Annotated in this window: 21 protein-coding genes and 2 pseudogenes; 19 read left to right on the top strand and 4 right to left on the bottom strand. The window is 33.9% G+C overall.

Annotated features, from left to right (window positions below; genetic code table 11):
• Window position 1 precedes the first annotated feature (1 nt).
• From fahA to argH, 13 genes are all read left to right on the top strand, one after another.
• A complete protein-coding gene (fahA, locus tag ACP7AT_RS14665) occupies window positions 2-1,285 on the top strand; it encodes a fumarylacetoacetase (protein WP_426065153.1) in 1,284 nt (427 codons plus the stop codon).
• Between the two features lie 154 nt (window positions 1,286-1,439).
• Window positions 1,440-2,624 (top strand): hypothetical protein, encoded by a 1,185-nt coding sequence (locus ACP7AT_RS14660; protein ID WP_426065151.1) that lies wholly within the window; start codon window positions 1,440-1,442, stop codon window positions 2,622-2,624.
• A gap of 474 nt (window positions 2,625-3,098) precedes the next feature.
• Window positions 3,099-3,716: a GNAT family N-acetyltransferase gene (locus tag ACP7AT_RS14655; RefSeq protein ID WP_426065149.1), complete on the top strand. Its 618-nt coding sequence runs from the start codon at window positions 3,099-3,101 to the stop codon at window positions 3,714-3,716.
• A 133-nt stretch (window positions 3,717-3,849) separates the two neighbouring features.
• Entirely contained in the window at window positions 3,850-5,043 is a 1,194-nt protein-coding gene (locus ACP7AT_RS14650; protein WP_426065148.1) for an argininosuccinate synthase, read from the top strand.
• A 172-nt stretch (window positions 5,044-5,215) separates the two neighbouring features.
• Window positions 5,216-6,193 carry an N-acetyl-gamma-glutamyl-phosphate reductase gene (gene argC / locus ACP7AT_RS14645; protein WP_426065146.1) on the top strand — a complete coding sequence of 326 codons (978 nt, stop codon included), beginning with the start codon at window positions 5,216-5,218 and terminating at the stop codon, window positions 6,191-6,193.
• A 113-nt stretch (window positions 6,194-6,306) separates the two neighbouring features.
• Window positions 6,307-7,443 (top strand): aspartate aminotransferase family protein, encoded by a 1,137-nt coding sequence (locus tag ACP7AT_RS14640; RefSeq protein WP_426065144.1) that lies wholly within the window; start codon window positions 6,307-6,309, stop codon window positions 7,441-7,443.
• An 88-nt stretch (window positions 7,444-7,531) separates the two neighbouring features.
• The gene (locus ACP7AT_RS14635; RefSeq protein WP_426065143.1) at window positions 7,532-8,728 is read left to right on the top strand and encodes a glutamate-5-semialdehyde dehydrogenase; all 1,197 of its coding nucleotides are present in this window, start codon (window positions 7,532-7,534) and stop codon (window positions 8,726-8,728) included.
• A 69-nt stretch (window positions 8,729-8,797) separates the two neighbouring features.
• Window positions 8,798-9,559 (top strand): glutamate 5-kinase, encoded by a 762-nt coding sequence (gene proB / locus ACP7AT_RS14630; RefSeq protein WP_426065142.1) that lies wholly within the window; start codon window positions 8,798-8,800, stop codon window positions 9,557-9,559.
• A gap of 62 nt (window positions 9,560-9,621) precedes the next feature.
• Window positions 9,622-10,002 (top strand): GxxExxY protein, encoded by a 381-nt coding sequence (locus ACP7AT_RS14625; protein WP_426065141.1) that lies wholly within the window; start codon window positions 9,622-9,624, stop codon window positions 10,000-10,002.
• An 87-nt stretch (window positions 10,003-10,089) separates the two neighbouring features.
• On the top strand, window positions 10,090-11,037 hold the full coding sequence (locus ACP7AT_RS14620; RefSeq protein WP_426065140.1) for an N-acetylornithine carbamoyltransferase: 948 nt from the start codon (window positions 10,090-10,092) through the stop codon (window positions 11,035-11,037).
• Window positions 11,027-11,812 (top strand): acetylglutamate kinase, encoded by a 786-nt coding sequence (gene argB, locus ACP7AT_RS14615; protein ID WP_426065139.1) that lies wholly within the window; start codon window positions 11,027-11,029, stop codon window positions 11,810-11,812. Before ACP7AT_RS14620 ends, argB begins: the two co-directional genes overlap by 11 nt.
• A gap of 87 nt (window positions 11,813-11,899) precedes the next feature.
• Complete coding sequence (locus tag ACP7AT_RS14610) at window positions 11,900-12,970, top strand: M20 family metallo-hydrolase (protein WP_426065137.1); 1,071 nt, start codon at window positions 11,900-11,902, stop codon at window positions 12,968-12,970.
• A 145-nt stretch (window positions 12,971-13,115) separates the two neighbouring features.
• Window positions 13,116-14,396 (top strand): argininosuccinate lyase, encoded by a 1,281-nt coding sequence (gene argH / locus ACP7AT_RS14605; protein WP_426065136.1) that lies wholly within the window; start codon window positions 13,116-13,118, stop codon window positions 14,394-14,396.
• 319 nt (window positions 14,397-14,715) lie between these two features.
• On the opposite strand, the gene ACP7AT_RS14600 is transcribed toward argH, so the two are convergent.
• On the bottom strand, window positions 14,716-15,600 hold the full coding sequence (locus ACP7AT_RS14600) for a hypothetical protein (protein ID WP_426065135.1): 885 nt from the start codon (window positions 15,598-15,600) through the stop codon (window positions 14,716-14,718).
• A gap of 100 nt (window positions 15,601-15,700) precedes the next feature.
• On the opposite strand from ACP7AT_RS14600, the gene ACP7AT_RS14595 reads away from it, so the two are divergent.
• The 3 genes and pseudogenes from ACP7AT_RS14595 (at window position 15,701) to ACP7AT_RS14585 (ending at window position 18,742) form a co-directional block, all read left to right on the top strand.
• On the top strand, window positions 15,701-16,771 hold the full coding sequence (locus ACP7AT_RS14595; protein ID WP_426065134.1) for a formimidoylglutamase: 1,071 nt from the start codon (window positions 15,701-15,703) through the stop codon (window positions 16,769-16,771).
• 99 nt (window positions 16,772-16,870) lie between these two features.
• Window positions 16,871-18,127 carry a DEAD/DEAH box helicase gene (locus ACP7AT_RS14590; RefSeq protein ID WP_426065132.1) on the top strand — a complete coding sequence of 419 codons (1,257 nt, stop codon included), beginning with the start codon at window positions 16,871-16,873 and terminating at the stop codon, window positions 18,125-18,127.
• Window positions 18,128-18,476: 349 nt separating this feature from the next.
• Window positions 18,477-18,742: pseudogene (locus ACP7AT_RS14585) on the top strand (Hsp20/alpha crystallin family protein).
• 102 nt (window positions 18,743-18,844) lie between these two features.
• Here the strand turns inward: ACP7AT_RS14585 and ACP7AT_RS14580 are convergent.
• The 3 genes from ACP7AT_RS14580 to aroC form a co-directional block, all read right to left on the bottom strand.
• Entirely contained in the window at window positions 18,845-21,037 is a 2,193-nt protein-coding gene (locus ACP7AT_RS14580; protein ID WP_426065131.1) for a response regulator, read from the bottom strand.
• Window positions 21,038-21,230: 193 nt separating this feature from the next.
• Window positions 21,231-22,511 (bottom strand): dicarboxylate/amino acid:cation symporter, encoded by a 1,281-nt coding sequence (locus ACP7AT_RS14575; protein WP_426065130.1) that lies wholly within the window; start codon window positions 22,509-22,511, stop codon window positions 21,231-21,233.
• Window positions 22,512-22,623: 112 nt separating this feature from the next.
• The gene (gene aroC / locus ACP7AT_RS14570) at window positions 22,624-23,682 is read right to left on the bottom strand and encodes a chorismate synthase (RefSeq protein WP_426065129.1); all 1,059 of its coding nucleotides are present in this window, start codon (window positions 23,680-23,682) and stop codon (window positions 22,624-22,626) included.
• 183 nt (window positions 23,683-23,865) lie between these two features.
• Between aroC and ACP7AT_RS14565 the strand changes: the two genes are divergently transcribed.
• From ACP7AT_RS14565 to ACP7AT_RS14555, 3 genes and pseudogenes are all read left to right on the top strand, one after another.
• Window positions 23,866-24,705, top strand: coding sequence for a UDP-2,3-diacylglucosamine diphosphatase (locus tag ACP7AT_RS14565; RefSeq protein WP_426065128.1), 840 nt, complete (start codon window positions 23,866-23,868; stop codon window positions 24,703-24,705).
• A 116-nt stretch (window positions 24,706-24,821) separates the two neighbouring features.
• On the top strand, window positions 24,822-25,325 hold the full coding sequence (locus tag ACP7AT_RS14560) for a hypothetical protein (RefSeq protein WP_091206105.1): 504 nt from the start codon (window positions 24,822-24,824) through the stop codon (window positions 25,323-25,325).
• Between the two features lie 101 nt (window positions 25,326-25,426).
• Window positions 25,427-25,598 (top strand): annotated as a pseudogene (locus tag ACP7AT_RS14555) (IS3 family transposase); the annotation flags it as partial.
• Window positions 25,599-25,877: the final 279 nt, after the last annotated feature.

Below are 25,877 nucleotides of genomic sequence, written 5' to 3'. Positions count from 1 at the left end.
TATGCCAATAACAGCTAACGATACCAACAGAAAATCATGGCTAGAAGTACTTGTCAATAGTGATTTTCCTATTCAAAATATTCCTTTTGGAGTTTTTCTTACCAAAGAAAATATAGTAACCGTAGGAACCAGAATCGGGGATTTTGCCATTGATTTGGGAGCTTTACAACAATTAAATTATTTTGAAGGCATTGAGCTGACGGATGATATGTTCATGCAGGACACTTTGAATGATTTTATTTCCGATGGTCAAAAAACATGGCGTTTGGTTCGAAACCGAATTGCAGAACTTTTTGATGTGACAAATTCAAAATTACAGGATAATGCCAAAGATAGAGACATCATAATTTTCAGGATGGAAGATGTAGAAATGCAATTACCGGTGCTAATTGGGGATTACACAGACTTCTATTCCAGCAAAGAGCACGCAACTAATGTAGGAAAGATGTTCCGTGACCCTGAAAATGCATTGTTACCTAACTGGCTACACATTCCTGTGGGCTATCACGGAAGAAGTTCCACGATTGTTCCTTCTGGAATTCCAGTTCACAGACCTATGGGACAAACGTTGCCAAACGGAGAAACCACACCAGTTTTTGGCCCTTCACGTTCTGTCGATTTTGAACTTGAAACAGCTTTTATTACTACAGATGTAAATATAATGGGCGAAAATATCTCGGTTACTGAAGCTGAAGAATATATTTTCGGAATGGTTTTATTGAATGACTGGAGTGCCCGAGATATTCAAAAATGGGAATATGTTCCGCTGGGACCGTTCTTGGCAAAGAATTTCGCCTCTTCAATTTCGCCTTGGATCGTGACTATGGATGCTTTAGAACCTTTTAGAACCAAAGGTCCAAAACAAGAACCAACGCCTCTTCCCTATTTACAACAAAAAGGAAAACATTCTTTTGACATTAATTTAGAAGTGGCCATTCAGCCTGAAAATGCGGAAGCAACAGTTATTTCTCATTCTAATTTCAAATACATGTACTGGACAATGAGCCAGCAATTAACACACCATACTTCTAATGGTTGTCGTGTAAATTCAGGCGATATGATGGGATCTGGTACTATTTCCGGGCCTACTCCTGACAGTTTTGGTTCGATGTTAGAACTAACTTGGGGCGGAAAAAACCCAATACAATTGAAAGATGGAACTGAACGTAAATTTATCAATGATAATGACACTGTAATCATGAAAGGACACTGCCAGAACGGACATGTTCGCATTGGTTTCGGTGAAGTTTCCAGTAAGCTATTGCCACCTTTCGTTAGAAAATAAAAGGAATAAACATAGAATCTAAAAACCTAACAACTATACTACTTTTGTTGGGTTTTTTTATGGCATTATTTTTGAATTTTGGAAATTAGAATACTTACTCTGTTTAAAAAAAGTAGCATTTCCATCAAAAATGACTTCATTAATCCTATCGCTTATGAAAAAAATTACTCTTTCATTATTCCTGTTTCTCATTATTTCCTCCTGCGGCGTAAAGCAAACCCAAAATTTAGTAGGCTCCGGAAATTACGATCAGGCAATTGATAACGCCGCATCCAATCTGCGAACAAATAAAGATAAAAAAGGCAAACAAGACTATATTTACCTACTCGAGGAGGCTTTCGCCAAAGCAAAAGATCGGGATTTGAATGCCATTAATTTAATGGCTAAAGATGCTAATCCGGCTCAATTGGAAAAATTATATAATACGTATTTACAATTGAATTCGCGTCAGGAAAAAATCAAACCTTTACTTCCTTTGAGGTTAATCAAAGAAGGACGAAATGCTATTTTCCCATTTGATAATTATAACGATCAAATCATTGACAGCAAAAATGCTTTGTCCACTTATTTATATGCTAATGCCAAAAAATTAATGGCAACATCAGACAAGATGAATTATCGAAAAGCGTATGATGACATGGTTTATTTAAATCAAATAAATCCAAATTACAAAGATGTTTTGCGATTGATGGACGATGCAAAATACAAAGGTTCTGATTATGTTTCAGTTTACACTAAAAACGAAACCAACATGATCATTCCGGTCCATCTTCAAAATGATTTATTGGATTTCAGTACATTAGGATTAAACGATAAATGGACTGTTTACCACAGTAACAAACAAAAAGGATTCAATTATGATTACGGACTGATGATAAATTTTAGAGAAATTTACATTTCGCCAGAGCAAATCAAAGAAAGAGAATTTGTAAAAGAACGAATTATCAAAGACGGTTTCAAAAAACTGATTGATGCCAACGGAAAAGAAGTGCTGGACGAAAAAGGTAAAGTAGTTATGGTAGATAATCTCAAAACTGTAACAGCACGAATTTATGAATTCCGACAATTTAAATCCTGCCAAATTACGGCTAAAGTGGATTATATAAATTTCAGAAACAATCAACTTTTACAATCTTTTCCTTTAACCAGTGAATTTATTTTCGAAAATATTTATGCCACTTTCAAAGGAGATCGACTCGCTGCTGAAGATAATTATTATTCTTATTTTGATAGAAATCCAATTCCTTTCCCTAGCAGTGAACAAATGGTTTATGACACTGGAATTGACTTAAAAGCTAAAATTAAAGATATTATCACTCGAAAAAGCCTAAGAAACTAATATTTTTAAGACTTTACAACTTTATAAAACTTCTTGATAATCAATTTTAATAAGGAGTTTTTTTAATTTAAATAAATCAACAATACATTAAAATTTTGTTAGAAAACAGAAAAGTAGTGTTGCGTTATAAAAATATGTGTACTTTTGAACCAATGAATAAATCAAGTTTACATATAACTTCTTTGTCACGGACAAACAGACTTACAACTTCTCCCGAAGTACGGATGCTATAATTATAGTACCCAAAAGCTGTTTTGTATTTTTATTCATTTTTCATTCTTTTCATTTTGAAATCACCGCTATTTTCCTTTGGAATAATTTATCCAAAAACTAATACTTATTTAATTCTATCGCATTGTAGTTCAATTTATTGCACAACAATCAACAGTTTTATTGTTGTATTTGAATTTGGTAAAAATGCATTTCAAAAACAAATATTAAAATCATTTTATAACTAAAAATTCAGCTTTTGAAATGAATATTTCTATCATTATAACTCAGGAAGAACATTATAAATATTCGCAAGAAATATGCGATACCATAGAATTATCCGCCTTATTGAGAGGTACGGGAATTGCTAAAAGAACTCCTGAATACATCCAGAAAAAAATGGAAAGTAAGGATGCCATAATTGCATTAGACAACGGGAAATTTGCCGGTTTTTGCTATATCGAAAGTTGGCAGCACGGTAAATATGTAGCGCATTCAGGATTGATAGTTCACCCTGATTACAGAAATTTAGGATTGGCAAAACAAATCAAATCGAAAGTATTTGACTATTCTTTGGAGAAATACCCAGATGCTAAAATATTCGGAATTACAACTGGATTAGCAGTAATGAAAATCAATTCTGATTTGGGATACAAACCGGTTCCGTTTTCAGAATTGACGACAGATCCAACTTTTTGGGCCGGTTGTAAAACTTGTACTAATTTTGAAATCCTAAAAAGTAAAGACAACAAAATGTGTTTGTGTACCGGAATGCTTTATGATCCAAAAGAAAAGCCTAAAGACCCGCCTGAACATCCATTTAATGTCAAAATTTTAAACCGATTAAAATCAATAAAGCAAGCCTTGTTCTTAAAAAAATAAATCCCATCCCCAGCCCTCCCCAAAGCGGAGGGAGCCAAGGTGTAAAAAAAAAAACATAAATATAAATTCCCATATGCCGGTTTCGGCTCCCCTTCCTTCGACTGGGGATGGGGCGAGGAAAAAAAATAATATCATGAAAAAAGTAATACTAGCTTACAGCGGAGGATTAGACACCTCCTATTGCCTAAAATATTTAAAAAACGAAAAAGGATATGAAGTTCATACCGTTCTTATAAATACTGGCGGATTTGATGAAACGGAGTTAGCCGATATTGAAACAAGAGCTTACGAATTAGGAAGTGCTCAACATACAAATCTTACCATCGTCGATAAATATTATGACAAAGCCATAAAATATTTAATTTATGGAAATGTATTAAAAAATAATACCTATCCATTATCAGTAAGTGCCGAACGTGTTTTTCAAGCTATCGAAGCGATTAAATATGCAAAATCAGTTGGTGCCGAAGCAATCGCACACGGAAGTACTGGCGCAGGAAATGACCAAATTCGTTTTGATTTAATTTTCCAAACCATCGCTCCCGAAATTGAAATAATCACTCCTATTCGTGATTTAAAATTATCAAGACAGGAAGAAGTGGATTATTTATCTAAAAATGGAGTTCATTATTCTTGGGAAAAAGCACAATATTCCATCAATAAAGGATTGTGGGGAACAAGCGTAGGCGGTAAAGAAACATTGACGTCAAATCAAACTTTACCAAGTGAAGCGTATCCTTCGCAATTGCAAAAAACGGGTGAAGAGAAAGTGACCCTACAATTTGAAAAAGGGCAATTAGTAGGCATCAACGGGAACTTGGATACCCCAACAAAAAATATCGTTGCATTAGAAAAATTAGCCAGCGCATATGCAATTGGTAGAGATATTCATGTTGGTGATACGATAATCGGAATAAAAGGAAGAGTTGGTTTTGAAGCCGCTGCGCCTTTAATCATCATCAAAGCACACCATTTATTAGAGAAACATACGCTGGGTAAATGGCAACAATACTGGAAAGAACAATTAGGAAACTGGTACGGAATGTTGTTTCATGAAGGACAATTCTTGGATCCTGTAATGAGAAACATCGAGGCTTTTCTGGAAGATACCCAAACCACTGTAAACGGTACCGTTATCGTTTCGCTAAAACCATATCACTTTACATTGGACGGAATTGAATCTGAAAATGATTTAATGAATACCACGTTTGGTCAATACGGAGAAATGAACAACGCCTGGACATCTGACGACGCCAAAGGATTTATCAAAATTCTGGGGAATGCCCAAAACATATTTTCATCTGTAAATAAACTGACACACGATTAATATAATAATATGGGCGTGACCCTTCGTAAAAACTACGGGTCGGGCTATACGCTGTATTCCCGATTAACAAAAACTACGGCAAAAAAAGCCTTGTTTTTCTAAATCGGGAGATGCCGCTTCTATCCCTCACGCAAAAAACTAGACAATAACTTTTTCGCAAAAAACTAAAATCATGATTAATATTGGAATAATTGGCGGTTCAGGTTACACTGCGGGCGAACTCATTAGAATATTGATGTTTCATCCCAATGCTACACTTGATTTTGTGTACAGCACGACAAACGCCGGAAAACCACTTCATGTCGCGCATCACGATTTGATGGGCGATATCGAAATGAATTTTACCGATACTGTAAATCCAAATGTGAATGTAGTTTTTTTGTGTTTAGGTCATGGTAAATCAAAATCGTTTTTAGACAACAATCAATTTGCGAGTCATACCAAAATCATCGATTTAGGAAACGATTTCAGATTAACAAAAGACAAAGATTTCAACGGAAAAACTTTCGTTTACGGTTTGCCTGAATTAAACAAAGCGAATATAAAAAACGCCCAATTTATCGCTAATCCAGGTTGTTTTGCAACAGCAATTCAATTAGCGTTATTGCCTTTGGCTAAAAACGAAATGCTTACAACTGATGTTCATATCAATGCCACAACCGGAAGTACAGGAGCTGGAGTTTCACCTTCGGAAACGACGCATTTTAGTTGGAGATCGAACAATATGTCACATTATAAAGCTTTTGAACACCAACATTTGGGCGAAATAAACCAAAGTGTTAACCAATTGCAAGCGGATTATACAAACGAATTGATTTTTGTACCCAACAGAGGGGATTTTGCCAGAGGGATTTTTGCAACACTATACACAACAATCGAAGAAAAATTGGAAGATGTAGTGGCAAAATATGAGGCTTTTTATAAAGATCAACCTTTCGTAACTATTACCACCACTGAAATTAACATGAAACAAGTGGTTCAAACGAATAAATGCATTATTAGTTTAATGAAAAAAGGAAACCGGTTATTGATTACTTCCGTAATTGATAATTTAACAAAAGGGGCATCAGGACAAGCCATTCAAAATATGAATCTACTATTTGGATTGGATGAAACCACCGGATTGCATTTGAAACCAAGCGGATTTTAAAAATAATAAAAAGATTGAAGGATTTTATGATTGAAAAATTATTAAGATTCTAAAGACAACGATTTAAAAAAGGCTTAAATCTTTCAATTTTTAAATCTTTAAATAATTAAAATATGAACTTATTTGACGTTTACCCATTATACAACATCACTCCTGTAAAAGCCCTCGATTGCACCATTACAGATGAAAAAGGAGTGGAATATTTAGATTTATATGGTGGTCATGGAGTAATTTCCATTGGACACACACAACCGGATTATGTTGCCAAATTAAAAAATCAATTGGATAATATTGGTTTTTATTCCAATGCGATTCAGAATCCATTGCAAGTAGAATTAGCAGAGAAATTAGGGAAACTCTCCGGATTGGAAGACTACACTTTATTCTTGTGCACTTCTGGAGCTGAAGCCAATGAAAACGCCTTGAAACTGGCCTCTTTTCACAACAATAAATCTCGTGTAATTGCTTTTAATAATTCCTTTCACGGAAGAACTTCGGCGGCAGTTGCGGTTACAGATAACAAAAAAATTGTTGCGCCAATCAATGCACAACAAATTGTTACTTTTTTGCCCTTGAATAACATCGAGTTGGTAGAAAATGAATTGAAAAAAGGAGATGTTTCTTCTGTAATTATTGAAGGAATTCAAGGCGTTGGCGGTTTAGACCAGGGAACTACTGAATTTTTTCAGGCATTAGAAAAAATATGCGAGGCTTACGATGTCATTTTGATTTTGGATGAAGTGCAATCAGGATATGGAAGAAGCGGAAAGTTTTTTGCACACCAACATCATTACATCAAAGCAGATATTATTTGTCTGGCGAAAGGAATGGGCAACGGATTTCCTATTGGAGGCATCATGATTTCTCCAAAATTTACAGCGAGTTATGGATTATTAGGAACTACTTTCGGCGGAAACCATTTGGCTTGTGCCGCTGGAATAGCAGTTTTAGATGTGATTAAAAGCCAAAAATTAATGGATAACGTAAATGATGTTTACGCCTATTTCTTAGAAGCAATCAAACAAGTTCCTGAAGTAATTAAAGTAAAAGGAAGAGGATTAATGTTAGGAGTAGAATTTGATTTTGACGTAAGTGATCTTCGTAAAAAAATGATTATCGACAAACATATTTTTACAGGAAACGCGAACAATAAAAACTTATTAAGAATTCTTCCTCCATTGACAATCAATATAGCAGCAATCGATACCTTTATTATAGCTTTAAAAGAAACATTGGCAGAATTGAAATGATTTTTTAAACATATAAGTCATCTAAGCTCTTAAACTTATGTGACTTATATGCTTGGATTTTTTTCTAAAATAGCAAAACCAAAAACTAATGAACCACGTATTACCAATAGAAAAACGAAATGCAGTTTTAAGTAGTATGGCCGAACTTCTTGAACAAGAAAGAGCCAATCTTAAGACTATAAATCAACAGGATTTAAGCAATTATTCGGGGGATGATTTAGCGATGGAAAAACGTTTACTGGTTGATGATGCCAAAATTGACGGTATGATTCTATCTCTGGAGCAATTAGCGAGTCAAGAAGATCCTATTGGTGTGGAGCGTTTTAATTTCGACCATGATAACGGAATGAAAATCATCAATAAAACAGCGGCTTTTGGAACCATAATGATTATTTATGAATCTAGACCTGATGTTAATGTTGAAGCTGGTGGAATCGCTTTTAAATCCGGAAATAAAATTCTACTAAAAGGCGGAAAAGAATCCCTATTATCCAACTTGAAAATTGTGGAATTGTGGCATCAAGCTTTAACAGCAGACAATGTGGCTAGAGAATGGGTGGAATACGTGAATTACAATCGGGAAGAAACACAGGCATTTTTGGAGAACCCAACACAAAAAGTGGATTTAATCGTTCCTCGTGGTGGGGAGAAATTAATCGCTTTTGTAAAAAAACATGCCACTTGCCCAGTGATTATAAGTGGCCGAGGAAATAATTTTGTATATGTAAATAAGGAAGCCGATTTAAAAAAAGCACTTGACATTATTATTAATGGAAAGACCTCAAATATATCAGTTTGCAATGCTTTAGATAAAGTTTTAATTGATACAAATATTGAGAATTGGGAAGCTTTTGCTACCAATATAGTTCAGGAATTACAACAAAAACACGTAACCGTTTTGGGAGATGAAAGTATTTCCAGAACAACAAACGTTCCTCAGATTGAATCGGATTTAATTTGGCACGAAGAGTTTTTGGATTACAAAATTGTTATTGGAACAACCAATTCGGATCAAGAAGCGATTGACAAAATAAATAAATATTGTGGTGGACATTCTGCATCGATAATTACAAAAAATGATGCAATTGCTCAGGAATTCATGGAAAATGTAGATACGGCAGCCGTATATCAAAACGCCTCTACCCGATTCACGGATGGCGGACAATTTGGTTTAGGAGGAGAATTGGCGATAAGCACGGACAAATTACACCAACGTGGGCCAATCGGCTTGCAACATCTAGTTACTAATAAATGGTATATTTACGGAAATGGACAAACGAGATAATAGTCGTAAATTCCAAAGTCATAAAGTCGAAAGATTGAAAAAAAGAAGGATTCAGAATAAAGAATAAAAATGGCTAAAAAAAGAATTTTATTAAAGTTAGGGAGCAATACGCTAACCAAAGAAACCAATCACATTTCGAGAGGAAAGATTGAAGATATTGGGATGCAAATAGCCGCTTTACAAGACGATTACGAGTTTATCATTGTGAGTTCCGGTGCGATTGCTGCGGCCAAACAATTTGTAAAATTGGAAAATCAAGACAAAGATGTTTTTGTAAAACAAGCGTTGGCGTCTATTGGTCAGCCCCATTTGATGCGGATTTATCATGAAAATTTCAGCGATTTAGGATTACTGATTTCGCAGTGTTTGCTTTCGTATTCTGATTTCGAAAAAGAACAAGCCAAAGTAAATATTGTAAACACAATCAATGTGTTGGTCAAAAACAGTTATATTCCAATTATCAATGAAAATGATACCGTGGCAACGGATGAGATCCAGTTTGGTGATAACGATAAATTAGCCGCTTTAACAGCTGTTTTATTAAATGTTGACATTCTGATTATCGCTACCAATACGAACGGGATTTACACCAAAGCATCCATCCATGATGCCGTTCCTGAAACTATTTCTTTGGTAACCGATTTAAAAGTATTGGAAAAAGAGATTGGCAATTCAAAATCCTCGCATGGAACCGGCGGAATGCAATCTAAAATAGAAGCATCGGCAATTGCCAAAGCCGCCAATATAGAAACCTGGATTGTTAATGGTTTGGACGATAATTTTATTTTAAAAGCTTTAAAAAACGAAATACCTTTCACTAAAATTCTATAAAGAAGGGACACAGACAAAACGGATTCGCGTTGCGAAGACGCTGATAAAAACAGATTTTTAAAATGGATTTAAAACATAAAGAATTAACGGATGGAATTTTAAAAACTTTTTACGAAGTGTATAATGAATTGGTTTATGGCTTTTTAGAAAAAGTATATCAAAATTCAATGTATATAGAATTGAAAAATAAAGGATACCAAGTTGAGGCTCAGAATAAAATTAAAGTTTACTATAAAGGAACTGAAGTTGGCGAATTTTCTGCGGATTTAATAGTAGAGAATTTAATAATATTGGAACTAAAAGCAGTAGATTATATTGTAAAAGATTTTGAAAACCAAATTTTAAATTATTTAAGAAGCACCGATTGTGAAGTAGGTCTGCTTTTAAACTTTGGAAAAAAACCTGAATTTAGAAGAAAAATTTTTGAAAATAATAGAAAATAAAGAAAGAATAAAAATCCGTTTTTATCAGTGTTTTCGCCGCAGCGAATCCGTTTAATCCGTGTCCAAAAAACCTAAAATACAAAAACAATGAACTATATCTCTATACAAAACATAGATTCACTCGACAAATGGGTGAAACAAGCATTAAAAATCAAGAAAAAACCCCTTAAAAACAAAAAACTGGGTAAGAACAAAACCTTAGGAATGTTGTTTTTTAATTCCAGTTTGAGAACGCGTTTGAGCACCCAAAAAGCAGCTTTGAATTTGGGTATGAACGTAATGGTAATGAATTTTACCAGTGAAGGTTGGACATTGGAATTTGAAGATGGAGCCATCATGAACTCCGGTGCTTCGGAACATATTAAAGAAGCTGCAGCAGTTGTTTCTCAATATTGCGATATTATTGCCATCAGGGCTTTTGCGGGATTGGTAGACAAAGAAAAAGACAATGCCGAAACTGTTCTAATGGGTTTCTTGAAACACGCAACTGTTCCAATTGTTAATATGGAAAGTGCGACAGGACATCCATTACAATCGCTAGCCGATGCGATAACGATGGCCGAACACAAAACGAAACACCGTCCAAAAGTAGTTTTGACTTGGGCTCCACATCCTAAAGCTTTACCTCAAGCGGTACCCAATTCCTTTGTGCAAATGATGCAGTTACAAGATGCAGACTTTGTCATTACGCATCCTGAAGGGTACGAATTGAATCCTGAAATCACGAAAGATTCCAAGATTGAATACGACCAAGACAAAGCTTTCGAAAACGCCGATTTTATTTATGCCAAAAACTGGAGCAATTATAATGAGTATGGTCAGATTACAAATTCCGACCCAAATTGGACTGTAACTGCCGACAAAATGAAACTGACTAATAATGCTAAATTCATGCACTGTTTGCCAGTAAGACGTAACGTAATTGTAACGGATGAAGTAATTGACAGTGAAAATTCAATTGTTATCGAACAAGCCAACAATAGAACGTATGCCGCACAATTAGTGTTGCAAAAAATATTGGAAAATGGAAAATAAAAAACCGGTAACGCTAATAAAAATTGGAGGAAACATTATTGACAACCCAACGGAATTATCACAGTTTTTAATTGATTTTTCTCAGATTGAAGGCTATAAAGTACTCGTTCATGGCGGTGGAAAATCAGCTACCAAAATGGCGGAAAGTATTGGTTTAATTCCTCAAATGATTGATGGAAGACGCATCACCGATGCCGCTATGCTTGATGTAGTTGTGATGATTTATGCAGGTCAAATCAACAAAAATATCATTGCTCAATTACAAGCAAATTCGACTAATGCGATGGGGTTTTCTGGTGCTGATGGGAATTTAATTCAATCGGATAAAAGAAAACATCCAACAATCAATTATGGTTTTGTAGGCGATGTAAAAAAAGTGAATACTGAATTGTTGGAAACATTGCTATCTACTGGAATAGTTCCTGTATTTTGCGCGATAACACACAATGGAAAAGGACAATTATTAAACACGAATGCGGATACTATTGCCAGCGAATTAGCGATTGCTTTATCAGAAGTTTTTGATGTAACTTTGAATTATTGCTTCGAAAAACCCGGCGTTTTACATGATGCCGAAGATGATTCTTCCGTAATTGAGAACATAAATCAAGAATTATATTCCAAATTAAAAATCGAAAAAGCCATACATTCCGGTATGATTCCTAAGTTAGACAACTGTTTCAATAGTTTATCTAAAGGAGTTCAAAAAATAAAAATTGGTCATTATCGAATGTTGAAAGATTCAAAGGCAATTTGTACACGCATCAAATTATAAAAAAAGTTGAACACAAATTTCACAGATTTGCACAAAATTTTTTATTTCAATTCAAAAAAAATCTGTGAATCCGTGGCTATAATAAGTATGAAAAACATAGAAATCCTTACACAAGAAGCCAATACGTTATTAAAAGCACTGATTGAAACGCCTTCATTTTCAAGTGAAGAAGACCAAACGGCACTTTTAATCGAAAATTGGTTTAGACAAAATAATATCCCTTTCAATAGAGAGAACAATAATGTTTGGGCTTTCAATAAACATTTTGAGAGGTCCAAGCCAACACTTTTACTCAATTCACATCACGATACTGTAAAACCAAACCAAGGTTATACTAATGATCCATTTGAAGCTATCGTAAAAGATGGAAAATTATTTGGATTAGGTAGCAATGATGCGGGAGGTTGTCTGGTTTCACTTTTAGCCACCTTCGTTCATTTTTATTCGAATGAAAATCTGCCTTACAATATTGTTATGGTCGCTTCAGCCGAAGAAGAAAGCAGTGGGAAAAATGGATTAAACAGCGTATTGAAACATTTACCGGAACTGGAATGTGCCATTGTGGGAGAACCAACTTTGATGCAATTGGCTGTAGCCGAAAAAGGATTATTGGTACTAGATGTTATCGTAAAAGGTACCGCTAGTCATGCAGCACACAACAATCCTGACAATCCTATTTACAATGCGATACCCGTTATCGAATGGTTTAACAGTTATCAATTCGAAAAAATATCGGAGGTTTTAGGTCCTGTAAAAATGACCGTAACACAAGTCACTGCAGGTAAACAACACAACGTAGTTCCCGCAGAATGTCATTTGGTTGTCGATATCAGAGTAAATGATTGCTATAACAATCACGAAATTTTAGATACCGTAAGAGAGCATCAGACTGCCGAAGTCAATCCGCGTTCGATGTATTTGAATGCATCATCAATTCCCGTTGCACACGAATTAGTACAAGCCGGAATCGCACTGGGAAGAACCACTTACGGGTCACCTACCCTCTCGGATCAATCGGTTTTGAGTTGTCAATCCTTGAAATTAGGACCTGGCGAAACTCTGCGGTCACACTCGGCGGACGAATTTATATTTATAAACGAAATAGAAGAAGGAATTCAATTGTATATCAAAATACTAACTGATTTTTTCAAACAATAAAATAATTTGGATTTATCCTGATTATTTTCAGGAGCTAATCCCGCTATTCGTTGCAATCTTTTATTTTTTTAAAGAAAAAAAATAAAAGGATTTCCACTACTATCCGGGCTAAAATCTAACAATCTAAAAATCTAATTATCCATATATGAAACTTTGGGAAAAAGGAATACCAACCGATAAGCAAATCGAACATTTCACCGTTGGTAACGACAGAGAACTGGATTTAGTTCTTGCCAAATACGATGCTTTAGGCTCTATAGCACATGCAAAAATGCTGGGACAAATAGGACTTTTAACAGATTCCGAAACCGTTGATTTGGTTTTGGCTTTGGAAGAAATAATTGCAGCCGTTGAAAACGGAAAATTCGAAATCGAAGACAGCTTTGAAGACGTACATTCCAAAATCGAATATTTACTGACAGTAAAATTGGGAGACGCCGGAAAAAAAATTCACACGGCCCGTTCTCGTAACGACCAAGTTTTAGTAGATGTTAATTTGTATCTAAAAGACGTGGTTAAAGAACTAAAGGAACAAGTAAAAAGTCTTTTTGATTTGCTAATGGAATTGGCTGAAAAACATCAAAATGTTTTATTGCCCGGATATACTCACCTTCAAATTGCGATGCCGTCTTCTTTTGGAATGTGGTTTTCCGCTTACGCCGAAACTTTGATTGATGACATAACTATGCTAAATGCTGCTTTAAAAATAGTAGACCAAAACCCATTAGGTTCGGCTGCAGGTTATGGAAGTTCCTTCCCTATCAACAGAACATTCACCACAAAGGAATTAGGGTTTGAAACCTTAAAATTTAATTCGGTTGCCGCACAGATGAGTCGTGGAAAATCAGAAAAAACAGTGGCTTTCGCAATGAGTAGCGTGGCTGCAACCCTATCAAAATTTTCGATGGATGTTTGTTTGTACATGAGTCAGAATTTCGATTTCATCACTTTGCCCTCGCATCTTACAACAGGTTCGAGCATTATGCCCCACAAGAAAAACCCCGATGTTTTTGAGTTGATCCGTGGAAAATGCAACAAGATTCAAGCGCTTCCATATGAAATTACTTTAATTACCAACAACCTTCCTAGTGGTTATCATAGGGATGTGCAATTGTTGAAAGAAGGATTGTTTCCAGCGATTCAAAACCTGAAAGCCTGTTTGGATATTGCTATTTTTGCTATCAAAGACATTGCAGTAAAAGAACACATTTTAGACGATAAAAAATACGATTATTTATTTACGGTTGATTCCTTAAACGAAATGGTGGTTGCCGGAATACCGTTTAGAGATGCGTATAAAGCCGTTGCCGAGCAACTGGAAAATGGTACATTTCAATCTCCAAAAGAAACCAAACATACGCACGAAGGAAGCATTAATAATCTTTGTTTGGATGCCATAAAAAAGAAAATGAGCGATTCTTATTAAATCAAAATAATTTGTTTAGTCGTGAAAAAATGCAATAATATTACTTCAGTACGAGCCATATTTCATAATATATCTTATTGAATAGCAAACTTGTTAAACAGGAGATAAGTTGCTTTTGTTTTGATTCATTCTCTTATAACTTTCCTAATAATAAATACTAAAAGCAAACAAGCGATTGTTAAATAGAATTACATCTATTCAACAATCGCTTGTTATTTAATCTTCTAAATATCTTAGCTATACTTTTTCTCAACTATAATTAAAATATTTGTTCGCAGATGGTAAACAAATGCTTCTCTTTTTCATATAATACTAAGTCTTATCTCAGTACAAAACTTGTTTTAGAAACCAATATATCTCTATCAAAAATATTGATATAATAAGTTCCTTTGGCAAAGTCTTTTCCTCTTAAATCTTCAGATACTTGGATTGTTTTATTTTCATATTTTACATTAGTTAAAAAACTATATGTCAACGTATTTTCTCCAAAATTTTCTGATTTCTTATCTCCTAAAACATTATTTTTACTGTCAATTACTTGCACGTAATATGTTTTATCACCTGATTTAGCAATAGCATTCTCAGCAATTGTAAAGTTTACTCTAAGTACATCCGCTCTGCTTGCTTTATCTGTTTCAATTTGTTTCCCTGAACTTCTTAATCTGAAAGCCGATCCTCTTGTATTTAAAACAGTTAATTTCGAACCAATTTCGACTGCTTTTGTTAATTCTTCATTTTGACCTGTCAATGCTTCGACATTCTTTTTAGTCTCTCCTAATACCACCACCGTACTGTCACGCTGTGTAGTTAAGGTTGTATTTTGCTTTCTTAACCCATCATTTTCAGCCATTAATACTTTCATATTGCCCTGTAAAGCGTTGAATTGTGTTCTGTATTTTGATAAAGAATTAACATCTCCTTTGGATTTACTTAAATCAGACATTAAATTAACTACTTTATCTCTTTCCAGAATTAACTCATCGGACATGGAAGTATTCTCTGCGATGGCAGCATCATAAGTCGATTTTAATTCTTGTAAATCTTTCATCACCGATTCTTTCTCCGTTAGAGTACTTTTTAATTCGGTTTTTACTACTTCAGCATCGGAGGTCATTTTAAAAATGTATATCAAACTACCTACTAATAAAATAGCCAATACAGCTATTACCGCTTTAAGACTCGAACTGCTTTTTTGATTTTCCATCTAGTTTTAATTTTTATTTATTTACAAATTTAACAATATATAACCATCTATTAACGTAAGTTGATACAATTATATTATTTTTGAAAAAAATATTTTTTTAATGGAAAAGATTATCCCGTTCACAATAAAAGATCTCTCAAAGATAACCAACCACAGAAATGGCGAAATAAAATTTGGAGAAAAAATGATAACTGTTCCAAAAGATGCTGATTCTATTGAATTTTTAAAAACCTGCGATGCTAAATATGTATTGTTTGGGATTCCGGAAGATATTGGCGTAAGAGCCAACTACGGGAGACCGGGAACTGCATCAGCTTGGGATAGTGCAATAAAAAGTATTGCAAATATTCAACACAATCGTTTTTGTAAAGGCAATCAGCTTGTTGTTTTAGGTCAACTGGATGTAACTGAACATATGAAAAATGTAGAACTTTTAGACTTTAATGACATTGACGATCGTTCAAAATTGAGTCAGCTCGTTGACAAAATTGACAAGGATGTTTCCCATATTATTTTTAACATCGTAAAATTAGGCAAAATTCCAATTGTTGTTGGTGGCGGACACAATAACTCCTACGGCAACATAAAAGGAACCGCTCTTGCAAAAGGCAAACCTATAAATGCAATTAATTTTGATGCCCATTCTGATTTTAGAATTTTGGAAGGACGTCACAGCGGCAATGGTTTTTCCTATGCTTTCGAAGAAGGTTTTTTGAAAAAATATTTCATTTTTGGCTTGCATGAAAATTACACTTCCAAAAGTGTTTTAGATATTATCAAAAAAATAGAAGACCGAGTCCGTTACAACACTTATGATAGTATCAGTATCCGCAGAGAAAAGGATTTTGACAAGGAAATGTCACAAGCATTAGAATTTGTAAATGATGACTCCTTTGGAATTGAAATCGATTTAGACGCCATTCCAAACATTGCCTCCAGTGCGATGACAATGAGTGGTTTCTCCGTTGAACAACTCCGTCAGTTTATTTCGTTCTTTGGAAAAAATAAAAATGCTTCCTATTTACATATTTGTGAAGGCGCACCGGATTTAGGAGAAGAAAAAAACAATCATCTTATAGGTAAACTTATAGGTTATCTGGTAACTGATTTTATTAAATCCAACATTACTCAGCCCGTTCAAACTATAATTCCATCTCTTAAAACTTTCTAAATTCAGCTCCCAAATAACATAAAAAGAACCATCAAAAATATAAATACTATCTTTGGATGCTATCTCTGTACTTAATACAAGATATTTAATATCCAAAATATGTTATTCGAAGATTTATCACTTTCAAAAAGTATACAAAAAGCCGTATTTGAACAAGGCTACCTTAACCCAACTCCTATTCAAGAACAATCTATACCACTAGTACTAGCGGGACGAGATCTAATAGGTTGTGCGCAAACCGGGACAGGAAAAACAGGCGCATTTGCAATACCAATTATACATCAGTTACACCGAATTGTGGGTTCATCCAAAAAAGCTAAAGTAATTCGGTCCTTAATCGTGACTCCAACCCGAGAATTAGCCGTTCAAATTGGCCAAAGTTTTGACACATACGCAAAATATACGAATCTGACACAGCTTACAATTTTTGGTGGCGTTTCACAAAATCCACAAGTTGATACCTTAAAAAATGGTGTCGATATATTGATCGCAACTCCCGGAAGACTTCTTGATTTACACAAACAAGGTTTTATCGATCTAGATCATCTGCATACATTAGTCCTTGACGAAGCAGATCAAATGCTGGACATGGGATTTGTAAATGATGTTAAAAAAATTGTAAAGCTTACGCCAAAAAACCGACAAACATTATTTTTCTCCGCAACAATGCCGATCGCGATCAGAGAATTAGCCGAAATTTTTCTGACAGATCCTGCAACAGTGACCGTTTCGCCTGTCTCTTCAACTGCTGAAAACGTAGAACAACGCGTTTATTTCGTTGAAAAAGGCGAAAAAAGAAACTTATTATACCATTTGATTAAAAATGAAAATTTAACTGATGTATTGGTTTTTTCCAGAACAAAGCACGGTGCCGACAACGTTGTTAAGGCATTACGAAAAAATAATATCGCCGCGGAAGCTATTCACGGTGACAAATCACAAAATGCAAGACAACGTGTTTTGGATGCTTTCAAAAACAAAGAAATTGGCATTTTAGTTGCAACTGATATAGCGGCCAGAGGAATTGATATTGATCAATTACCGTTTGTAATTAATTTTGATTTACCCAATATTCCTGAAACGTACGTACACAGAATTGGCAGAACCGGTCGTGCCGGAAACGGTGGAATTGCTATTTCTTTTTGCAGTAAAGACGAGCATGCATATTGGAAGGATATACAAAAATTAATAAAAGTTGACGTTAAAACCGTAAATGATCACCCCTACCATTGGCACACGGGCAGTCCAGAAACAGCTCCAGCATCTGCAGCGCAAAAGAACTCTAACAGAAGTGGTGGTGCTCATAAATCAAGAAAATCAGAAGCATCAAAACTAAATAAAAAACGCTGGTACTAATTGTTTTAACGTGAACTATCAGCTGTAAGAATTGTCTTTTTAACAAAAACAAAAATAGGTGATTAAGCGATAATAAATTGTTTTTCAACGTTTTAAATTTTAAAAGCTGTTTTATAAAATCATTAAATTTGACTTAAGATATTATAAACAGCTTTAAACAAAAAATCATAAAAACCTTAGTTAAAAAAACGGCTTTTCCCCATCATTAAATACTGTTTTTGATGATTTTTTTACAAAAGATTCGTTAGATTGGAATGATGAAAATTTTTCTGGCATTGAAACTAATTTACCTTCGGTGAACTTAAAAGAGACCGAAAATAAGCTAGAAGTCGAATTGGCTGCAACTGGTATGAAAAAAGAAGATTTTAAAGTTGAAATTGACAACAACATGATCATGATTTCTTCTGAAAAACAAGAAAAAAAGACAATTACGTTCGAAAAGAGTTTCGTTATCAATCTTTCTACAGATCTTTCTATTTGCCCGAATATGTAGATGAAAGCAAAGTTGAAGTTAGTTATAAAGATGGAATTCTGCATGTAGTGATCGCTAAAAAAGAAAATGGCAAGAAAAAAGCACTTAAATCAATTGCCATTAAATTAAAAAAATCTTATTGAAGTGTCTAATTAAAACTTAAAATTGTAATATAATTGAAGCTTGCTAGAGGCTAAAGAGTATAAGGTTTTAACATAATTACCATACTGAAATTGTAATGAAATTTAGTTTTTAGAAATCAAAATTGTAATGATACTAAACAATTTAACCGAGTCAAAAGGTTTTATAATGATGTCATTAATTCCGGCTGAGAGAGCCTCTTCAGTAATTTCAGCTTTATCAAACGCCGTGAGTGCGACAATTGGCGTTTTGATTCCCATTAACCGTATCTTTCTAGTGGTTTCAAAACCATTTATCAAAGGCATATTAATATCCATTAGTATGATATCAAAATATTCTTTTTCAAGTATTTCCAGCGCTGCATATCCGTTATCAACTACACTGCACTTGTAGTTATTTTTTTCTATTATTTTTTTAGTAACTAATTGATTAATATGATTGTCCTCGACTACCAAAACATTTATGGTTTGAGTCGAAGAAATATCGACTTGAATATTATTAATAATTTCAATCGTTTTCTTCGGATTATATTCGAATGCAATTACAAATTTGAGTGTCGTTCCTTCACCAATCGCGCTTTGAATTAAAATACTACTGTTAAATAACTTCAACAATTGTTTCACGATGCAAAGTCCAAGACCTGTTCCCTGATAATCAGTTTCTTTTCTGCCAATTTGCACAAATTTATCGAAAATCTTTTCCTGATCATCCAATGCTATTCCAATTCCGTTATCTTGAATTTTAAACTCTATAAAATAAGAGTTATCGACTGTTTTTTCTAAATGTAAACTTATTGTTACTTTTCCATTCGTGGTAAATTTCAATGCGTTACTTACTAAATTCATAATGATTTGAGAAAGCCTTAACTTGTCACCAATTAAATATTCTGGAATATTTGGGTCAATTTTGACTACAATAAAATTATTATTATTTTTTGCCAAAAATGACAGCGAATTTTTAACCATGTAAATTTCATCTGAAATATTAAAAGTCAGATTCTCTAATATCATTCTATTATCTTCAATCTTGTTGATTTGGAGAATATCATTTACGAGCGACAGTAAATACCTGGCTGAGAATTTAAGCGAGCTCAAATGTGGACTGTTAGCTAATTCTTTATGCTCGTCTAGCAACATATTTGTAATTCCTACTACACCATATAAAGGAGTTCGCAATTCATGGCTGATGGTAGAGACAAATTGAGATTTTAATATTGATGCTTCCTCAGCTTTTTCTTTTGCAAGTGTTAACTGTCTATTAGTTTTGGAAAGTTCTGCATTTAATTTTTTCCTAAAATTATTATTTTTGAATAAAGTGTATAGCAAAAGCAACATTACCAACGATATTATCATAAACAAAAACACAATCGTTTTAGATTTCTGAACTATTTGAAACTGCGCATCTTTTTCGCTTTCAAATTTATCAATTTCCCTTTTGTACTCATCTAATTCTACATTGATCCCAACAACATTTGCTTTTTTAAGTTTGTCCTTATTATAAAGCACTTCTGTAATTTCATTGTATTTGGAAAGATTTTCATACGCCTTTTTATAATCCCCTTTGCTGATTAAATATTTGGAATATTCCAAATGAGCAAATGATAAATCTGATTTTTCATTAATTTTATTTACGGACTTAATTGAATTTAAAAAATAAGCAGTAGCTTTTTTATCATTACCAAGGTGTGCATAATACATTCCATTTAACATGTTAACAGCACCCGCAGTTGATTTATCGCCATACTTAAGATTATTTTTGTTTATGAATTCCAGATTTGGATATCCTTTTTCAAAATGACCAACATCAAAATACGCCCAGGCGATATTCAGTTTGGTCATGAAAATCTGACTGGTATCCGCAATTTTGCTACTATATTTAAGAGCGTTTTCATAAAAGTTTATCCCTTTTATATATTGCTTTTTTTCAAAACAATAAATATTTCCTAAATTGTTGAAAATCCTATTCTTTAATGTATCGTTGTGCGTTTTTTTAGCGTAGAGCAATCCTCTGTTATAGAAAAAAATAGCTTTGTCAAATTCAGCTAGTTCCGCGTAATTTGCAGCAATGGTAATGTAGGAAATTGTTGTTGAAGAACTGTCATTAGCTACAATTGCTTTGTGCAAAGCTGCTTTTGAAATTTTAAGTGATTTTTCAAAATTGGCATCATTCAAATATTGAGAAGCCTGGTCGGTTAGTTTGGTGAGTTCTTTTTTTGTGTAAATCTTTGTCTGCGCAAATAAATCATTAAACGAATTTAATGTCAGCAATAACCAAAAAATTACACGTATCTGATACATAATCAATTATAGTTTATCAAATATACATTTTATTAATAAAAAAATGACAAAAAGAGCGATTTTTGTATTAAAATAGGATAATATATAGAATAATTAAAAACAGAAAAAACTTTATATAATTTACATAAAAAAGCCGTCTCAAGTTCTGTTTTGAAACGGCTACTTTTTTATGTTAAAAACAAATAGTCATTTATTATTCGATATCAACATTTTCTGTTTCTTCCTCACCTTCCCATTGTCCCACTACTGAAGTAGCTAAAGCATTTCCTAAAACATTTGTTGCACTACGAAACATATCACAAAAATGATCAATAGGTAATATTAATGCTATTCCTTCAATTGGAATATCAAACATACCACAAGTAGCAGCAACAACCACTAAACTCGCTCTGGGAACACCCGCTATACCTTTACTGGTAAGCATTAAAACCAAAAGCATGGTCATTTGAGTTCCTAAATCTAAATTAATACCGTAAGCTTGTGCAATAAAAATACTGGCAAAAGTCATATACATCATACTTCCATCCAAATTGAAAGAATACCCCAGCGGTAACATAAAAGAAACAATTCTGTCCTTTACACCAAAACGTTCTAATTCTTCTGTTAATTTTGGAAAGACAGCTTCACTACTGGTTGTTCCAAAAGCAATGATTAATGGACTGACAATTCTTTTAAGCAAAACTGTCATTCTACTTTTTAGAAAAATATACCCTACAACAATCAGTACCACCCAAAGTGACGAAATTCCGATTAAGAAAGAACCAAAAAACTTAAAATACGTAATGGCTAATTCCTGAAAGTCTCTAACAGCAAATACTCCCGCTATAGCCCCAAAAACTCCTATTGGTGCAAACTTCATTACATAGTTTACCATTTTAAGAACAATGTGAGAAGTTTTATCTAAAGCATTTATAACTGGCTTTACATAATCTCCCAAAGCGGCAGCAGCCAATCCAAAGAAAATAGAAAAAATTACAATTTGTAAAATTTCATTGGTTGCCATAGCCTCAAAAATACTTTTTGGAACAATATGTTCGATAAAGTTTTCAAATGATATGTTTTGTGTTTTTGCAGTAACTTCCGAAACTGAACCCATATCAACATTTGATAAATTAAGACCAACTCCAGGTTCCAATATGTTTACAAAAAACATTCCTAATAATAATGAGATAAATGAAGCCGTAAAAAACCACCCCATCGCCTTCCCGCCTATTCGTCCTACAGCCTTGATATCTCCCAATTTTGCTATTCCAACAACTAATGTTGTAAAAACTAATGGCGAAATAATCATTTGAACCAGTCGAATGAAAATTGTCGCGAGAATTTTAATTTTATTACTAAAATTTTGGGCCGCTTCCGGACTAATTGAGTTATGTATGATGATGCCCAAAGCGGCACCTAAAACCATAGCTATTAATATTTGTCCTGTTAATCCTGAAAAAAAAGATGGTTTTTTAGTTGTATTGGTATTCATTAAAAATCGTTATTAGGTTTAGTACCCGCGTAGATTAAAACAATATATTTGATTTGATAACAACCAAGTAAAAATCATTTGTTAAAAAAAACGAAAAGTGCCAAAATTAGTATTAATATATTTTGTTTATTAAATAAAAATCAGCTAAAACAATGGCTGCCATTGCTTCAACGATAGGCACAGCACGCGGCACAACGCAAGGATCATGACGTCCCTTTCCGGTCATTTCCGTAATATTACCTTCATTGTCTAATGATTCTTGTTTTTGCATAATGGTAGCCACCGGTTTAAAAGCGACGCGAAAATAAATGTCCATTCCGTTACTGATGCCACCTTGTATTCCACCTGAAAGATTGGTTTTAGTTGTTCCATCAGGATTGTATAAATCATTGTGCTCGCTACCTTTCATTTTTGCCCCACAAAAACCACTCCCATATTCAAAACCTTTTACAGCGTTTATCGAAAGCATTGCCTTTCCAAGTTCAGCATGAAGTTTATCAAAAACAGGTTCTCCTAAACCTATAGGCACATTTTGAATCACGCAGGTCACTGTTCCACCTACGGTGTCGCCTTGCTTGCGAATATTTCTTATATATTCTTCCATGATTACAGCTGACTCCTCATCAGGACAACGAACCGGATTGTTTTCTGTTTTCGAAAAATCCAAATCTTGATATGGTTTTTCTAAAAAAATTGGCCCAACTGAAGAAACGTAAGCATTAATTTTTATTTCTGGCAACATTTGCTTAGCAACAGCTCCCGCCACTACTCTGCTGGCCGTTTCACGAGCTGAACTGCGCCCGCCGCCGCGATAATCACGGACGCCATATTTTTTTTCATACACATAATCGGCATGACTAGGTCTGTAATTATCTTTTATATGAGAGTAATCGTCCGATTTTTGATTCGTATTGGGAATAATAAAACCAATGGGTGTTCCTGTGGTTTTACCTTCAAAAATCCCGGAAAGGAATTGAACAGCGTCCGGTTCTTTACGTTGGGTTACTATGGCTGATTGACCTGGCTTTCTGCGTGACATTTCGAATTGAATTGCGTCGAAATCTATTGTGATTCCAGGAGGACAACCGTCTATTATTCCACCTAAAGCGTCTCCGTGAGATTCTCCAAAAGTTGTTATCCTAAATAGTGTTCCGTAGCTATTTCCTGCCATTATAATTAGTTTTGAACAAAAGTACCATTTTAGTTTAAAGTTCAAAATTTTAGCCTTTAAAGTTTTAACCAACATTCCACATTTATTGTTATTAAATTAATCTTGTGTTACAATTCTTAACCTTCTATTCGATTTTCTTTAATAATATTTCGATTATTTTGGTAAACTTCAAATTTAAACACCTTGAAAAAAAGAAAAGTCGAGTTAGTGGTAATTTCAGATGTGCACCTTGGAACTTTTGGCAGCCATGCCAAAGAACTTTACAATTATTTATCAGCCATAAAACCCAAGATTTTAGTTTTAAATGGGGATATTATTGATGTCTGGCAATTTAGAAAATCCTATTTTCCAAAAACGCATTTAAAAGTCATCCAAAAAATCATCAGTTTTGCTTCAAAGGGAACAAAAGTGTATTATATAACTGGAAATCACGATGAAATGCTCCGAAAATTTAGCGACATGCGCATGGGTAATTTTGAATTGGTGGATAAATTAGTGTTGCATTTAGATGATAAAAAAGCATGGATTTTTCACGGCGATGTTTTTGATGCTTCCGTACAACATTCCAAATGGATTGCGAAAATGGGCGGTTTAGGTTATGATTATCTGATTCTTTTAAACCGATTAGTAAATTGGTGTTTGTTAAAAATAGGAAAGGAACCCTACTCTTTTTCCAAAAGAATAAAGGCTAGCGTCAAAAAAGCCGTAAAACACATTTCTGATTTTGAAAAAACAGCCACTGAATTAGCTATCGAAAACAAATATGATTACGTTATTTGTGGTCATATTCACGAACCTAAAATGATTCAAAAAGAAACAAAAAATGGCAGCACATTGTATTTGAATTCTGGAGATTGGGTAGAAAATCTAACAGCATTGGAATACAATAAAAAACGTTGGAAACTATTTCACTATTCCGAAATGAATTACGAAGAAGAGGACAATTTATTTGAAATGGAAGATATTTTGAGCAATCAAATCTTAGCTTCAGTACTAATTTCGAAACAAAACATTTTGATGTAATTCTCTATTTTAAGCCTTGCAATTCCGAAATAAGTAAATTATGTAACTTTTCATTGAAATTTTATAAAGATCATGTCCAACTAAATTATACATTTGTAGCAATAAAAAACTTACTTATGAAAAAAATTATTTTATCGGCAATCATGTTAATTGGATTAGCATTTACCGCACAAGCTCAGGATATTTCAAAAAACGCATTAGGTCTTCGTTTTGGAGATAGCGGTGGTTTTGGTGCTGAACTTTCTTACCAAAGAGCATTAGGAAGCAACAATAGACTTGAACTTGATTTAGGTTGGAGAAACAGAACTAACTTCAACGACAATAACTACGATGACAGTGCTATCAAACTTACAGGTTTATACCAATGGGTATGGAACATTGATGGTGGTTTCAACTGGTACGCAGGTATTGGTGGTGGTGTAGGTAACTACAGCTATGATAACAACAATACTTCATACAATGATACTTTTGCATTTGCTGCTGGAGATATCGGTATTGAATACAACTTTGATTTTCCTTTGTTAGTGTCTTTAGATTTCAGACCTGAATTTGGTGGAAGCGGATACTACAAAAATAACTATGGTTCTGATGTAGCTTTAGCTCTAAGATATCAATTCTAGTATTACCATATAATACATTAAAAAAGCCACTATTTCTAGTGGCTTTTTTTTGTTTAATTTGTCCCGTCCTGAAATAAGTTGTCACTCAAACAACTTAATTTATGGAATCACAATCCCCGCAAAGACAAAAACGTAGTCAACGAGATTACAGCCTAGCTTTTAAATTACAAGTAGTTGCCGCAGTAGAAAAAGGCGAGTTAACCTATAAACAAGCTCAAAAAAAGTATGGAATTCAAGGTAAAAGCACTGTTTTGGTTTGGATGCGAAAACATAGTATCTTAGATTGGAAAGAATTACCATCTATGTCACAAAAGAATACTCCAGAACAACGAATAAAAGAGCTAGAATCACTACTTTCTAAGGAAAAAGAAAAAGTACATGTCTTAAATGTTGCTATAGACATTGCCGACGAGTTATTGAAAACAGATATCCGAAAAAAGTATTTACCCAAACAATCAAAAAAACAAAATCCAAGATCCTAGGCATAAAGGGTATGTGTTTATTGTTTGGGATAAGCAGACAAGCCTATTATAAAAACAAAACTGATAGATT

This window comes from Flavobacterium sp. DSP2-3-1, from assembly GCF_049896865.1.
In the GTDB taxonomy this organism is placed as follows: domain Bacteria; phylum Bacteroidota; class Bacteroidia; order Flavobacteriales; family Flavobacteriaceae; genus Flavobacterium.
Note: the sequence above shows the minus strand (reverse complement) of the source record. Positions and strands in the feature narration are given on the sequence as shown.

What these genes read in the sequence shown, in the direction of transcription:
- ACP7AT_RS14650 (WP_426065148.1), top strand. Translation starts at nt 3,850, where the DNA reads ATGAAAAAAGTAATACTAGCTTACAGCGGAGGATTAGACACCTCCTAT.
- ACP7AT_RS14575 (WP_426065130.1), bottom strand. Translation starts at nt 22,511, where the DNA reads ATGAATACCAATACAACTAAAAAACCATCTTTTTTTTCAGGATTAACA.
- ACP7AT_RS14600 (WP_426065135.1), bottom strand. Translation starts at nt 15,600, where the DNA reads ATGGAAAATCAAAAAAGCAGTTCGAGTCTTAAAGCGGTAATAGCTGTA.
- ACP7AT_RS14595 (WP_426065134.1), top strand. Translation starts at nt 15,701, where the DNA reads ATGGAAAAGATTATCCCGTTCACAATAAAAGATCTCTCAAAGATAACC.
- ACP7AT_RS14580 (WP_426065131.1), bottom strand. Translation starts at nt 21,037, where the DNA reads ATGTATCAGATACGTGTAATTTTTTGGTTATTGCTGACATTAAATTCG.
- ACP7AT_RS14625 (WP_426065141.1), top strand. Translation starts at nt 9,622, where the DNA reads ATGGATTTAAAACATAAAGAATTAACGGATGGAATTTTAAAAACTTTT.
- ACP7AT_RS14610 (WP_426065137.1), top strand. Translation starts at nt 11,900, where the DNA reads ATGAAAAACATAGAAATCCTTACACAAGAAGCCAATACGTTATTAAAA.
- ACP7AT_RS14640 (WP_426065144.1), top strand. Translation starts at nt 6,307, where the DNA reads ATGAACTTATTTGACGTTTACCCATTATACAACATCACTCCTGTAAAA.
- proB (WP_426065142.1), top strand. Translation starts at nt 8,798, where the DNA reads ATGGCTAAAAAAAGAATTTTATTAAAGTTAGGGAGCAATACGCTAACC.
- ACP7AT_RS14635 (WP_426065143.1), top strand. Translation starts at nt 7,532, where the DNA reads ATGAACCACGTATTACCAATAGAAAAACGAAATGCAGTTTTAAGTAGT.
- ACP7AT_RS14590 (WP_426065132.1), top strand. Translation starts at nt 16,871, where the DNA reads ATGTTATTCGAAGATTTATCACTTTCAAAAAGTATACAAAAAGCCGTA.
- ACP7AT_RS14660 (WP_426065151.1), top strand. Translation starts at nt 1,440, where the DNA reads ATGAAAAAAATTACTCTTTCATTATTCCTGTTTCTCATTATTTCCTCC.
- fahA (WP_426065153.1), top strand. Translation starts at nt 2, where the DNA reads ATGCCAATAACAGCTAACGATACCAACAGAAAATCATGGCTAGAAGTA.
- ACP7AT_RS14560 (WP_091206105.1), top strand. Translation starts at nt 24,822, where the DNA reads ATGAAAAAAATTATTTTATCGGCAATCATGTTAATTGGATTAGCATTT.
- ACP7AT_RS14620 (WP_426065140.1), top strand. Translation starts at nt 10,090, where the DNA reads ATGAACTATATCTCTATACAAAACATAGATTCACTCGACAAATGGGTG.
- argB (WP_426065139.1), top strand. Translation starts at nt 11,027, where the DNA reads ATGGAAAATAAAAAACCGGTAACGCTAATAAAAATTGGAGGAAACATT.
- argC (WP_426065146.1), top strand. Translation starts at nt 5,216, where the DNA reads ATGATTAATATTGGAATAATTGGCGGTTCAGGTTACACTGCGGGCGAA.
- aroC (WP_426065129.1), bottom strand. Translation starts at nt 23,682, where the DNA reads ATGGCAGGAAATAGCTACGGAACACTATTTAGGATAACAACTTTTGGA.
- ACP7AT_RS14655 (WP_426065149.1), top strand. Translation starts at nt 3,099, where the DNA reads ATGAATATTTCTATCATTATAACTCAGGAAGAACATTATAAATATTCG.
- argH (WP_426065136.1), top strand. Translation starts at nt 13,116, where the DNA reads ATGAAACTTTGGGAAAAAGGAATACCAACCGATAAGCAAATCGAACAT.